This is a genomic window from Acinetobacter sp. F-1 (genome assembly GCF_022869025.1).
GTDB classification, from domain to species: domain Bacteria; phylum Pseudomonadota; class Gammaproteobacteria; order Pseudomonadales; family Moraxellaceae; genus Acinetobacter; species Acinetobacter pseudolwoffii.
In genome coordinates this window covers 28,386-42,343 of sequence record NZ_JAJKFX010000008.1, presented here as the reverse complement: position 1 = coordinate 42,343, position 13,958 = coordinate 28,386, and the positions used below count along the sequence as shown (strand labels likewise).

At 37.1% G+C, this 13,958-nt stretch carries 12 protein-coding genes and 2 pseudogenes; 5 read left to right on the top strand and 9 right to left on the bottom strand.

What is annotated here, in order from left to right:
- The first annotated feature begins 58 nt into the window (after positions 1–58).
- Positions 59–763, top strand: coding sequence for an IS6-like element IS1006 family transposase (locus tag LOZ91_RS08995; protein ID WP_001067786.1), 705 nt, complete (start codon positions 59–61; stop codon positions 761–763).
- A gap of 133 nt (positions 764–896) precedes the next feature.
- Here the strand turns inward: LOZ91_RS08995 and LOZ91_RS08990 are convergent, their stop codons facing one another.
- From LOZ91_RS08990 to LOZ91_RS08970, 5 genes are all read right to left on the bottom strand, one after another.
- Entirely contained in the window at positions 897–1,790 is an 894-nt protein-coding gene (locus LOZ91_RS08990; RefSeq protein ID WP_100535628.1) for a LysR family transcriptional regulator, read from the bottom strand.
- Positions 1,791–1,994: 204 nt separating this feature from the next.
- A complete protein-coding gene (locus tag LOZ91_RS08985) occupies positions 1,995–3,698 on the bottom strand; it encodes an NAD-dependent malic enzyme (RefSeq protein WP_244783065.1) in 1,704 nt (567 codons plus the stop codon).
- Positions 3,699–3,859: 161 nt separating this feature from the next.
- A complete protein-coding gene (ttdB, locus tag LOZ91_RS08980; protein WP_100535626.1) occupies positions 3,860–4,468 on the bottom strand; it encodes a L(+)-tartrate dehydratase subunit beta in 609 nt (202 codons plus the stop codon).
- On the bottom strand, positions 4,465–5,364 hold the full coding sequence (ttdA, locus tag LOZ91_RS08975) for a L(+)-tartrate dehydratase subunit alpha (RefSeq protein ID WP_244783064.1): 900 nt from the start codon (positions 5,362–5,364) through the stop codon (positions 4,465–4,467). The genes ttdB and ttdA overlap by 4 nt, the downstream gene beginning before the upstream one ends.
- A gap of 36 nt (positions 5,365–5,400) precedes the next feature.
- Entirely contained in the window at positions 5,401–6,702 is a 1,302-nt protein-coding gene (locus LOZ91_RS08970; RefSeq protein WP_244783063.1) for an MFS transporter, read from the bottom strand.
- A 246-nt stretch (positions 6,703–6,948) separates the two neighbouring features.
- On the opposite strand from LOZ91_RS08970, the gene LOZ91_RS08965 reads away from it, so the two are divergent.
- Positions 6,949–7,854, top strand: a complete 906-nt coding sequence (locus LOZ91_RS08965; protein WP_244783062.1) for a LysR family transcriptional regulator — start codon at positions 6,949–6,951, stop codon at positions 7,852–7,854.
- Positions 7,855–8,153: 299 nt separating this feature from the next.
- Here the strand turns inward: LOZ91_RS08965 and LOZ91_RS08960 are convergent, their stop codons facing one another.
- Complete coding sequence (locus tag LOZ91_RS08960; protein WP_244783061.1) at positions 8,154–9,491, bottom strand: ISNCY family transposase; 1,338 nt, start codon at positions 9,489–9,491, stop codon at positions 8,154–8,156.
- A 161-nt stretch (positions 9,492–9,652) separates the two neighbouring features.
- Positions 9,653–10,453, bottom strand: coding sequence for a hypothetical protein (locus tag LOZ91_RS08955; protein WP_244783060.1), 801 nt, complete (start codon positions 10,451–10,453; stop codon positions 9,653–9,655).
- 173 nt (positions 10,454–10,626) lie between these two features.
- On the opposite strand from LOZ91_RS08955, the pseudogene LOZ91_RS08950 reads away from it, so the two are divergent.
- From LOZ91_RS08950 to LOZ91_RS08940, 3 genes and pseudogenes are all read left to right on the top strand, one after another.
- A pseudogene (locus LOZ91_RS08950) lies at positions 10,627–10,908 on the top strand (helix-turn-helix domain-containing protein); the annotation flags it as partial.
- Between the two features lie 8 nt (positions 10,909–10,916).
- Positions 10,917–11,265 (top strand): annotated as a pseudogene (locus LOZ91_RS08945) (IS3 family transposase); the annotation flags it as partial.
- 195 nt (positions 11,266–11,460) lie between these two features.
- On the top strand, positions 11,461–11,922 hold the full coding sequence (locus LOZ91_RS08940) for a DIP1984 family protein (protein WP_004733111.1): 462 nt from the start codon (positions 11,461–11,463) through the stop codon (positions 11,920–11,922).
- A 947-nt stretch (positions 11,923–12,869) separates the two neighbouring features.
- Here LOZ91_RS08940 and LOZ91_RS08935 read toward each other — a convergent pair.
- Together LOZ91_RS08935 and LOZ91_RS08930 are read right to left on the bottom strand one after the other, a co-directional pair.
- Positions 12,870–13,547, bottom strand: a complete 678-nt coding sequence (locus LOZ91_RS08935) for an LrgB family protein (RefSeq protein ID WP_074382655.1) — start codon at positions 13,545–13,547, stop codon at positions 12,870–12,872.
- Complete coding sequence (locus tag LOZ91_RS08930; protein WP_005093813.1) at positions 13,541–13,927, bottom strand: CidA/LrgA family protein; 387 nt, start codon at positions 13,925–13,927, stop codon at positions 13,541–13,543. Before LOZ91_RS08930 ends, LOZ91_RS08935 begins: the two co-directional genes overlap by 7 nt.
- Between the last annotated feature and the right edge of the window lie 31 nt (positions 13,928–13,958).

The window sequence follows — 13,958 nt, the reverse complement described above, 5'->3', positions numbered from 1 at the left end:
CTGTTGCAAATAACCACGAATGGTAAGCTGAAGACTGTTTTAGCTAAAGGTGCAGTATATGAATCCTTTCCATGGTCGGCATTTTCAGGGCGAAATCATTCTTTGGGCTGTGCGCTGGTATTGTAAATATGGTATTAGCTATCGTGAACTGCAGGAAATGCTGGCCGAACGTGGTGTGAATGTTGATCACACGACGATTTATCGTTGGGTTCAACGTTATGCTCCTGAAATAGAAAAACGTTTACGCTGGTATTGGCGTAATCCTACAGGTCTGAGCTCGTGGCATATTGATGAAACCTATGTAAAAGTGAATGGACGATGGTCTTATCTGTATCGTGCAGTCGATCAACGTGGCGATACCATTGATTTTTATCTTTCTTCTAGACGTAATACCAAATCAGCATATTGTTTTCTTGGAAAAATTTTAAATAATGTGAAGAAGTGGCAAATTCCACAAGTGATCAACACGGATAAAGCGCCCACATATGGACGTGCTTTATCACGGTTAAAACGGGAAGGTAAATGTCCACCAGACCTTGAGCACAGGCAGATTAAGTATAAAAATAATGTCATTGAATGTGATCATGGTAAGTTAAAGCGGATCATCAGGGCCACATTAGGATTCAAATCTATGAAGACAGCTTATGCCACAATTAAAGGCATTGAAGTCATGCGTGCACTACGTAAAGGACAAGCTTCGTCATTTTATTATGGTCAGCCTCAAGGTGAAGTGTATCTAGTGAATAGAGTTTTCGGTCTCTAAGCACGTTTTGAAAGGAATATCATCGACTCAAATTTCTATTTGCAACAGTGCCAAAAAATCAGCTTCTGAATAGCCACCTTTAAGGTAGCTTTTCTCTTTTCAAAAGAAAAATTTGCAAATAATGATCTGTTCGCTATTTTCTTAAAATTTCATAGAAGGTATGGCGTAGCCATTGATGACTAATTTTATGATGACAGGACATGTGCCAATATTGCTTGACTGAATATGACGGAAAAATAATCGGTGCATCAAAAATCTTCAGGTTGCCTCGTGATAGCAATACTTCGCTCAAATAATAAGGAACTGTAGCAATCGCATCTGTTTCCTGTACTACGAGACCCACCCCAAGATAACTCGGCAAACGCATCAGAATATCACGCTTGAGATTTAAGTTAAGCAATTCATTTTCAATATGGTAATGCCCCATGCCTGCATCAATATCAATATGGGTTTCGCGTAAATAATCTTCAGTCGTTAAACAATCGCCTGTCAGACGTGGATGGTCTTTTGCTGCAATAACTACATAATATTGTTCAAATAGTTTTTGCTGATAAAAACCATTTTCTAGGTTAGGTAAAAAGCCAAATGCCAAATCAATTTCACCATTGGCCATTTGATAACTGGTTTCTGATGTAATTGGTCGTACATTCAATCGTATACGTGAGGCATGCTGTTTAATATATTGAGAAATTTTAGGCAAAAATACCAAGTGCGAAACATCAGTCATAGCTAATGTAAACTGTTGCTGTGAAGTTGTTTGATCAAAATCAATACTAAAATTATTAATTGCTTCGACATTGCTTAGAGCTTCACTTACCAGTGGAAAAAGCTGTTTTGACAATTCCGTTGGCAGCATTTCATTGCCAATTCTCAAAAACAAAGGGTCATTATAATGTTGACGGACTTTATTAAGCAGATTGCTTACCGTTGGCTGGCCCATATTCAGATGCTCGCCAGCCAGTGATACGCTCTTAAATTTATAGATATAATAAAAGATCGTGAGTAATTTATAGTCAATATCAAACACAGCAACGCATTTCCTTTCGCTTTTCCATCATTCAGGCTGACTCATCATTCGCAGAATATTTCTGAATGCCAAAATAATAGTTATTACTGGTTGTTTTCTAAGCAATATTACAATGTCACCAACAGCTCCTGATCTGAAGATCTCCTAAAAAGTTTATAAGAAATGATTTCATAAACTTGATATTCACCAACTAACTCTTATCAATTAAACGATACGACTATAAGTTCTATACTCGGGTTTCCAGAAGTTATCTTCAATTTTTTGTTCTAACTCAATTAAGCTCATTTTCGATGCTATTTCATCATGCATTGCTGCTTGAGCAACTTTCAAGGCAATAATTTTTGAAATCTGCTGTATTTGACTTAAATCAGGCAATAAATCCGCTTCTGGATTTTGTAATTTTGGTGAGCAGTCAGCCAAAGCATTTGCTGCTGCCATTAGCATATTTTCTGTCACCCTTCTTGCTCCAGAAGCAATAACGCCGAGTCCTATACCCGGGAAAATATAAGAATTATTACATTGTGAAATATTATAGATTCGGTCTTGATATAGAACAGGGGCAAATGGACTTCCTGTTGCAATAAGTGCCTTACCTTTGGTCCATTCAATAATATCTGAAGGTACAGCTTCAGCTCGGCATGTTGGATTAGACAATGGGAATACTATCGGATATTCAGTATTCTCCACTAAAGCTTCAATAACATCTTTTGTGAAGAGACCTGGCTGCCCTGATACACCAATTAATACTGTCGGCTTCGCATGCTTTACTATATCTAATAGAGAAATAGCATCACTCTTATTTTCCCAAAGAGGAGTATTATCCAGTTTTTGTACAAGTTTATACTGAAAATCTAAGAGATTAGGCTGATTTTCTGTAATTAAACCATAGCGGTCAACCATGAATATACGTTTACGTGCTTCTGCTTCACTTAAACCCTCTCTCACCATTTGAGAGACAATTCGTTCTGCTATACCACAGCCAGCCGATCCTGCTCCAAGGAATGCAATGATTTGATCTTTTAATTGTTTTTTTGTAGCACGTGAAGCCGCAATTAGACTACCTATTGTTACTGCAGCGGTACCTTGAATATCGTCATTAAAACAGCAAATCTTGTCACGATATTTTTCTAGAAGAGGCATTGCATTCTTTTGTGCAAAATCCTCAAATTGAATTAATACGTTAGGCCATCTTCGCTGAATTGCTTGGATCACCCTATCTACAAAATTATAGTATTCTTCACCTGAAATACGTGGCTGCCGATATCCCATATATAGGGGATCATTAATTAATTGCTGATTATTAGTTCCTACATCAAGTGTAATTGGTAGTGTATATGCAGGACTGATTCCACCGCACGCTGTATACAATGATAGTTTACCTATCGGTATGCCCATTCCACCTATTCCTTGATCTCCTAGACCAAGAATACGCTCACCATCCGTAATCACAATGATTTTAACATTGCGACGGTTTACGTTGTGTAGGATTTCATCAATATGATCACGATCACGATCAGGATATGAAATGAAGATTCCACGATGACGACGATAAATATCAGAAAAACGCTGACAGGCTTCACCCACTGTTGGGGTATAAATAATTGGCATCATTTCAGTTAAATGATTACCAATTAAGTGATAAAAAAGTGTTTCATTCGTGTCTTGAATATTGCGTAAATAGATATGCTTATTGATTTCTGTGTTGAACGTAGAATACTGTTGATACGAGCGATGACTTTGCTCATCAATGGTTTCAATAGCATCAGGAATTAAGCCAAATAAGTTAAATTTACGACGCTCGTGAAGAGTGAAAGCAGAGCCTTTATTTAATAAAGGAAGCTCCAAAAGCATATTTCCAGCATACGGAATATATAACGGCCTTGTTAATACAGAACTATTTGTTTCCATTGTCCATCTCGTCAAATAAATTTAAAATCTTAAATCCTGTTTTTGAAACTCTATAAACTCAGCTCTACATAGCTACATATTGAGTTCATGAATTATTATTTTTATGAAAGATATTTGCAGATAACACACTCCAACTGAGTGTGTTATCTCTAATTAAAGTCTTATTTAATAAAACTTAATTGCTTACTGATACGATCAAGTACTGGTTGTTTCTTTTCTTGGAAATTAACTTTATTTTGTTGGATTAAATTATTTCCTTTAGTATCAATTGAAATAATTAAAGGACCAAACACTTTAACTCGATTTATCCAAAGTGTTTCCGGCATGCCTAAATCCAACCACTCTGCCCCTTCGATTTCCTCAACTTTAGTGGCTGCTAAAACTGCACAACCACCTGGGAAAATAGCATGTACAGCTTTATGCTCTTTGCAGCCTGCAGCTGTTTCTGGGCCCATGCCACCTTTACCAACAATCAGTTTTACGCCTGTTTTTTGGATAAACTCACGCTCAAACTTTTCCATACGCATACTTGTTGTTGGACCAATAGAAACCATTTCATATTTCCCATCCTCTATTTTTCGGACAATTGGACCAGCGTGGAAGATAGCACCACCTTCGAGGTTGACAGGCAGTTCTCGTCCTTGCTCAATTAAGCGACGATGAGCAACATCGCGACATGTAACTAAACGGCCCGTCAAATAGACAACGTCTCCAATTTTCAAATCTTCTAAGTCTTCATCTCTGAGTGGAGTGGTTAAAATTTTCTTCACAGTACAACTCCTTCGTGAGATAAAATTTCGTATGACATATCTGGATTGATTTTGATTTTTCCGCGTCGATGAGCCCAGCATCCTGTATTTACTGCAACACCGATAGTTGATGGATGACGCGCTGAGGACTCAATATTCACCCCCATAACACTATTATTTCCAGTCAACCCTTGTGGTCCAATCCCAATTTCATTCAAACCTTGTTCTAATAGATCTTCCATAAGCGCGGCTCGAGCATTGTCGCTTTTAGAATCTACAGGACGCATAATTGCTAGTTTTGAAAGTCGAGCTGCTGTTTCTACAGAGGTCGAAACTCCTACGCCCACCAGAAGCGGTGGACACGCATTGACTCCGCGTTCAGTAATAACATCCATAACAAATTCAGCTACGCCCTCATAACCTTGGCCTGGCATTAGAACTTTAGCCGCACCTGGCAAAGTACATCCTCCGCCTGCCATGTATACGTCTATCGTACAAGTATCTGAATCAGGTACGATTCGCCAATCCAACCAAGGAATTTGAGTTCCGGTATTAGTTCCTGTATTTTTTTCATCGAAAGTTTCTACAGCATTATGTCGTAAAGGACCAGAACGGGTTGCCTCTTCAGTTGCTTCTCTCAGGATGTCTTGTAATTCACCTAAAAGTGGAAAATTAGATCCTGCTTCAACAAAATATTGGATGACACCAGTATCTTGACAACTTGGTCGGTTTAGTCGGTCCGCAGCTTCTTGGTTCTCATCCATTGAATCATAAATTGATTTTGCCAATGGATTTGTTTCTAAGGTCCGCAGCTCAATTAATTTACGCTTAACATCTTTTGGTAAACGCTTACCAATATATGCAGTAAATTTCGCCATGGTATCAGTCAGAGACTCGACTGCAATATTCTTATCCATGTTGTGTTCCTCATTAAACATCTGAATAGTTTGAAATTAATTCTCTAAAACCTTAGACACATTCACTTTTGGTTTGTTCGTCATGCTGAGAATTAACGTTAATACGGTAGAAAGTACGAGTAAGCCAGCCACAAAGTAGAGACCGCCTGCATAGCTCCCTGTTTGATCTTTAATCCAGCCAATCATTACAGGTCCGGCAAAGCCGCCTAAATTTCCAATGGAGTTAATTGTTGCAATTCCTGTAGCGGCAGCAGTTCCCGATAAAAATAGTGTAGGCATGCTCCAAAGAGGTGGTTTAGAACAGCTAATACCAACATTAATAATGGTAAGTGCTGCAATTAAACCAACCATATTATGAGTGCCAGCAGCAATTACTAAGCCCACGGCTGCAAGCATGCACGCTATAGCTACATGCCAAGTACGCTCACCTGTTCGATCCGAATGTCTAGACCAAAGCACCATTGCGACTACAGAAATAATTGGTGGAATAGCATTTACTAGGCCAACTGTCATAGATGACACACCCAAGTCTTTAATGATTTGTGGGGCCCAAATACTTAATGTATATAGACCAGCCGAGGTGCCAAAATACACAAGTGCTAATGCTAAAACGCGAGGATTTAACAGACCACGAAGAATGCTATGGTGCTGATTACTATTCTTTCCAACATCTTCATCCTGCATTGTTTTAACGAGCCAGTTACGTTCATCTTCTTTTAACCATTTCGCTTTTTCTGGTCTATCAGTCATATAGAAAAATACGACAATACCTAAGATAACAGCAGGTATAGCTTCAATTACGAACATCCATTGCCAACCTGCGAATCCCCAAATACCATCCATTTGGAGCAATGCAGCGGAAATAGGTGAACCAATAGCAACAGCTATTGGGGCAGCAGCCATAAACATAGCTATTACGCCGGCTCGATGACGGGCAGGGAACCAGTATGATAAATAGAGAATAATTCCAGGGAAAAAGCCGGCTTCTGCTACCCCTAATAAAAACCGCATGACATAAAAACTGGTTGTGCTATCAACAAAGGCCATACCACCGGCTATTAAGCCCCAAGTAAGCATTACACGAGCAATCCAGATACGTGCTCCAACTTTGTGTAGAATGACATTTGAAGGTACTTCAAATAAAAAATAACCAAGAAAGAAAATTCCTGCACCAAATCCTAAGACTGAAGCTGTAAAGCCTAAATCTTCTTTCATAGTTAATGCAGCAAAGCCAATATTGACTCGATCTATGTAGGCAATTAAGTACAAAATCATGATGAAAGGAACGATACGCCAAGTAATTTTCTTGAGCGTCCTTTTTTCAATTTCCATATCCATCCGCATCTCCATATATTTACATTTATCGGTTAACCGTTTCCTATACAGTGGTACTTGATTAACCTGATGTCTCTGCTCTCCTCCCTAGTTAGTTACATTCCTTATATAACTAATTTTTGCTTATAAATTCAGCTTTCCTGAATCATTGGCTTATGTAGGGAGTAATGTCTGAAAAAATAATAGAGTCTTTGCAAAATGAATAAATCGATATAAAGTTAAAACACTATTGCAAAAATTTTACTAATCATGCAAACAGATAATGAATTAGCTTTCTTTTGTTTACTAATAAAGCAAGGTAGCTTAGTGGCAACAGCCAGAGAACTAAATCTGACACCCCCTGCAGTTTCACGTAGGCTCAGTCATTTAGAAGAACGTTTGGGTATTCGGCTCTTAAACAGAACCACAAGACGTATAAGTTTGACGCCTGAAGGAGAAATTTATTATGAAAATGCTATGCGTATCTTGAAAGAAATTAATGATATGGAACAACTGGTTGCAAGTAGCCGTACTTCACCTAAAGGGTTATTACGAGTAAATGCGCCTTTTGGTTTCGGTCGTAAATATATAGCAGCAGCCGTTTCATCTTTTATAAAAAAATTCCCTGAGATTGAGGTACAACTGCATTTAACAGATCGTCCAGTTCATCTCCCTAGTGATACTATTGATGTTTCTATTCATTTTGGGCAAATCCCAGATTCAAGATTAATAGCAAAACGAATCGCAGCAAATAAAAGGCTAGTATGTGCCTCACCGTTTTATTTAAATGCAGCTGGAACTCCCTTAAATCCACGAGACCTTACGACTCATCAATGTATAGTATTGAGACAAAATGATGGGGCTTATGCCAATTGGCGTTTTTCTAAAGGTGATAAGGAAGAAACAGTTAAAGTTCGTGGAAAACTTAGTAGTAATGATGGGCAGGTGACACTAGACTGGGCTCTTGATGGTCATGGAATACTAATGAGGGCAGAATGGGATGTCTTAAAGTATTTAAAAAGTGGAAGATTAATTCAAATCTTAAAAGAATATGAAACTCCGCCTGCTGATATTTACGCTGTATATGCAGACAGATTGGAGCATTCACCTCGAGTAGCACATTTTCTTGAGCATTTAAAAGACTATTTAAAAGATTATATTAATTCTCAAATGTAATTTTTAGGATTCTCTATATGTTCAGTTACTTATATCATCCGGTACTAAATGAAGACTTTTTCCTATTCCTCTCCCTCCTTTAAAAAGTAAGCAAGGAGTTAAATATAGATTAAGCAGAGGAGCTAATCAAAATCGTGAAACATGGGAAAAATATTAATCGTGGAACATAAAAATCAACAAAAAAGCCCACCTTGGGGAGGTTGGGCAAAAAAGGAACTACAGCTTTGAATTTTCAAGAGAATTATAACGCTGTTATTCCCAAGTAGAAATGTCCTACCTAATAACCAAATAGAAATGTCCTATACAGACATTTCCAAGTCAAGCACAGGATTCAGATTTCGTTGTTGAATTGCTGTTTTCTGTGCTCGTCTACGTGGCATAGATTGAGAACGACTTCGTTTGTTTTGCTGTTCTAGTTCTTCATGCTGTTGCTGGATATGGGCCAAGACTGAACTCAAACGTTTATTCTCAACAATCTCTCGCTGGTTCAGCTGACTTAATTTATCGAAGATGCTGTAATTGATTTTTCTTCCCTGATATTCAATGGCGACCGTACCGTCTGGGTATTCTAGAAATTCAATATATTTACCCATGAGAATCTGGTTTTCTTCTTTATTTTCCAGCAGATAGACGCATTTATCATAAGTAATCGTCAGGCTATTCGTGACTCTGCGAGGTTCACGCCAAGTAAAAATATCATCTAACTCTTCGGCTGTTTCCATGATAGGCCGATGTAGATTCTTAGGATTAAAAGCCATCTTGGCGAACTTCTGATTGAACTGCTCAATGAAGCAGGGTAGCCAGACATTAGCTTGCTCAATCGAACAGATGCCTTTCAGGCGCATCTCCTTGATCAGACGGTCCTGAAGGGTTCTGTTGGCCCGTTCCACACGGCCTTTGGCCTGCGGTGAATTAGCGAAGATGATATCGATATTCAGGGTGCTGAGTACACGTCCAAACTGGGTAATTTTGGTGTCTTTCTTGCTGCTTTGATTCACTCTAAAGACTGAATGTTTGTCGCTGTAAAACGCTAAAGGCTTACCGTGCTGTTCGATATATAAGCGTGTTGAAATCATATAGTCAAAGGTTGATTCTGACTCACAGAAGCGTAAATGCTGCAATTTTCCTGTAGCATCATCGATAAACACCAGCAGACAGCATTTAGCAGCGCGTCCTTCAAACCAGTCATGGTGTGAGCCATCAATTTGGATCAGTTCACCAAAGCAATCCCGGTTGTAACGAGGCTGATACGGTCGTTTCAGGCGCTTGGATCGCGGAATCCAAAGGTCATTTGCAGTCATCCAGCGCCGAACCGTTTCTACCGGGATATTCAGGTCAAACATGCTGCTGAGCTTCTCATGCGCCAAGGTAGGTCCAAAGCCCAGCAGATGTTCAGAAATAATGGAAAGACATTGCGATTTTAATAAATCGTCATGGCGATGATGGCCCGGTTGACCACGACTGGCATGCGTCATGCCTGAAACACCATCTTGATTGAGCTTCTGCAATAACCGGGTAATTTGACGGGTGGAAAGATTCAGGATTTCAGCAGCACGGACTTGTGTAATACGATGATCTCGAACGTCTTGCAGAACAGCAAGACGTTGAATTTCTTTGTCAGACATAGTGATCAGCATCTATATTTCATATCCAGTCCATGATGTTTAAACCATCATAAACTAGACATTTTTATTGGTGAGAATATAGACATTTTGAATGGTGAGTAACAAACGCATTTCGTATAACAACCATTATGTTAAATAGACTCAAAATTAGTGGAAGTTTTGCGATAGTTACTCTATTGATTAGCATTCCAAGCTTTTAATAAACGCCAAATATTTCGATCTACAGCTTTCCAATCTTTTAATAATTCATAAGGCATTCTCCATTCTATATTCACGTTAGGATAGAGAGGTGTTTCAGATTTTGTGGTTATTACGATTTGGTCTGTAAGATTACGAGTAATTTTCATTAAAAATTCAGAATGGTATGGATCTGATGCATGACCTAAACAATGATAAGAAATATCAGAATCCAAATTTATTGAATAGCATTCTAAATCAAATTTTTTAAATGAATCTTCATATTTTACAAATTTATGTGATGTTAAATAGTTTATCCATTCTCTTGGTGTTCGTTTATATTTAAAAGATATGGGATCAAGTGTACTGAAATTTTGTAGATGTACTTTTACTTGATCTTGATAACTCCTATCATAAAAGTTATTAATTTTTATATTCTTAGCATTATTCAAAAGTAGATTAAATTGCATAGGCTTTTGAAAATCGGCAACGTTCTCAATTTTATCATCGTCATTTAGTATTTCTACTGTAGGAATGAAGTTAATAGAAAACTGCCCAAGAAAAGGATTACTTAAAACTATGCCTTGCTCAATATTCTTTTTATCACCTACAACTGTTTTTATAATTAAATCCGATGAAATCCCCCAAGTCACTAAATCCCCTGATTTTGATATATCTTTATAATATTCGATATCCGATTTTTCTGATAAAGATTTAGACCTAGGTTCTGAAGAGTCAGTACATCCACATATAGCAGTGAAATGTATTAAAATAATAAAAGTTCTGATGGAATTCATAATGAAAGTCTTCTATTTATTAAATTTCCCTAAAATTAACATAATACACGTTATACGAAATCAGTCTGTAAGCCCAAAATAGAAATGTCCGGTTTCTCCAAAGTAAAAATGTCCGCTTTTAGAATATGCACTTTTGCGATTATTGAAGCGGACGGTTTGATATGTTGGTGTCTATGTCGGATAAAGAACTTAAACGATTGTCGGTCTTGCAGGAAATCTGCGATCAACGCATAACTCAATCCCAGGCTGCTCAGCTACTTCTACTTCATATTTCAGAATGTCAGGTCAGACGCTTACTGCAGAAATACAAAGTTCAAGGTCCAGCTGCATTAGCCCATACGGGTCGTGGCCAAACCAGCAATTCCAGGCTTTCTGAAGAACTCAGACTCAAGTGCCTCAATATTGTTTCTGATCAACTGCATGGTTTCGGACCAACCTTGGCGCATGAAAAGCTTATTCAACAGGAGTTATGGTTCATTCTGACCAAGGCAGTCAGTACTGTAGTCGTGCTTTTAGAGCACTATTATTGACGAATAACTGTATTCAAAGTATGTCACGCAGTCTTGCGCAGTACACTGCTCATGTTGGGACAATGCAGTGACTGAAAGCTTCTTTCATACATTGAAAGGTCATGTAATCCATGGCGTGTGTTTGCCACTCGAAAAGAAGCGAATGCTGTCTTGTTTGACTATATCGAGATTTATTACAATCGAATCAGAAGACATTCTGCAAATGGCTGGTTAAGTCCTGAAGCCTTTGAACAAAAATATTGTAAGAATTTAGAGGGATCGACTGTCCACAATACTGTCTAGGATCAGATAAAGGATTCTGCATCTGAAAAAGGCCTTTAGCTTAATTCTGAGCTTCGACTAATGACAAAATATAAGACTTCTACCTCTGAAAATTATAAAAAATCAATTGTTTTGATCTTTAAAGAATGAGGATATAGTATTTGTGAAATTACTTAGCTGCTTAAAACTTAATTCTAATTGGTTAATAGGTGAAAAATGAAATTAGCAGAAGCTCTCTTACTTCGAAGTGATCAACAAAAAAAAATTATTTCACTAAAACAACGTATCAATGCAAATGTATTGGTACAAGATGGTGATAAACCATCTGAAGATCCTAATGAACTATTAAAACAAGTATTTTCTTTAATTCAAGAATTTCAAAAATTAAGTTATGCAATTCATGAAACTAATGCTTTAACAAAATTAAATGATGGTCGTTCTCTACTTGCTTTATTGTCTTTGCGTGATGAATTTGTAGAACAGCACAAAACCCTAACTGCAGCAATAAGTAATACATCTCGTGAATCTGATCGTTATAGTACGCGGGAAATAAAGTGGCATAAAGTTATTCCAGTTTCATCATTACAAAAACAAGCTGATGATATTAGTCTTAAATTACGTGATTTAAATGTGTTAATTCAGTCGAATAATTGGAAAATTGATTTGATTGAAGCCTAATAGTCCTTTAGATATAATCAAGTTGAACATACTGGGCGAGTACAAGATCCCTTACTTCCACAACATAGGATTGTAAATAAAGTGTAGTGGCTTGCAAAGCAAGTGGATAAGCTTAAAATTTTAAGTACAAATCAATCCATCACTTGGCAGAACTCAAATCTTTGTGCAAACAAAGTTACACGTTACTTATAACTACCATGTACTGACAGTATGTTCACCTCAATTACTAAAAATAAAGAAATGAGCAAGCATCAGCTGAAGCACATTCCTATTTTTAATTCGGTTCGGCTTTGTTGCATAACGAGCTGAAAGACAGATTTTGAAAATAGCGGATTCAAATCACAAGTGCGACACATTTGTAGTTAGGTGAAAAAGTTAGGTGTATTCGTAGAATCATTAGACTTTTTCAACTCGCAATTGGAAAGCACGCAATGAAGAAATACACCCAACTCTCTCAAGATGAAAGTAAGCGTCCGCTGAGCCCCACTTTTTCTCACTCATGAATACCACGATAGTGTCCACTAAACTTTAAGTGGACACCTATTTATGGATTTAAAGACAGTTATAGACAGCACACCAATGCTAAAAAAGCCCCGTCGAACCTTCACGGCTGAATTTAAACATCAACTTATTCAGCAATGCCAGCAGCCAGATACATCAGTGGCTAACTTAATCGCTGCACTGGTAAACCGAATGAACTTGTAATAACGACTTTCGCAAGAGGTCTATTACTATCATTTAATTATTGCATTAAGTTTAATGATAGGTATTGTATGCGATTTGGCTCGTAATCATTCAGCTATACTTTTTTGATAAAGAAAAGCATGGCTGAAAGCCATGCTTTAGAATTTACTTAATATAATTATGTCAATTTTATAAATATTTAATACTTCTTATTTCTGAGAAATCTATAACTCTCTATACTGCTTAATCTCTATAGCTAGGCCTTAAATCAGCATCAATATCAAATAGGGACCAACAAATACCATTAAAATTCCAGATAAGATCATGCATAAACATGCTGCTACTCCTTCATCTGTATGACGCAAAAAAGCTTTTACTGTTCCAAAACCATGACCTGCATTTCCTAGTGCTGCACCTTGTGCGACATTATTCTTTAAGTTAATAAGTCCAAAAACTAAATTAGCTACTAAAACTGCTGCAATTCCAGTCAGCATAGTAAATAAAATAGATAACTCAATCGATCCATTAATTTGATTTGCGAGTTCCATTGCAAATGGAGTTGAAATAGAACGGGTCATTAAACTAAGTGTTAGTGTTCTATCTAAAGAAAAATACTGAGCTAAGGCGTATGAACTCAACACACCACTTAACATACCAAATACAATCCCTAAGCTAATAGAAATAAAATGTTTAGTAAGAATATGTTTATATTCATAAATAGGGAGAGCAAAAGCTACAGTAGTTGGTCCGATCATCCAAACTAGACCTTGGTTAAATTGCATATATTGCTGGTATTTAACCTGTAGCACGTACAATAATATAATTAGGATGAGTGGTACTGCGATACCTGGTGCTAATAACATATTAGGAAATTTATGGTAAATGCGTAGGAAAACAATGTAGCCAAATACCGTAAGTAATAAAAAAATTATACTTAACATTCGTTTTTTTCCTTAGCAAATTGACCTTCTAGTCTAATCCCCCAATAAACACTATATGCAGTGCTAATAAGGACACAGATAGTACTAAGAACTACAGTAATAATTACCTGAAATCCATAGAAAATAAATAGCTCTTTAAATTGGATCAATCCAACTACACAAGGGATAAAAAATAGTACTAGGTGCTGAATTAAAAATTTTCCGGCAATTTCAACTGATTGTAGCCTTAGAAAACCGGTTAATAAGAAAAATAGTAATAATATTAACCCTATAATATCACCGCTAATTTTAAGATGAAAAAGATGTTGTATACCCCCTCCTAACCCCCAAAAAATCATTATCAAGGACAATTGTAAAAAGAATCGTGTGAATTTCCACATAGCTAAGTCTTCCTAAATAAATATAATTGTA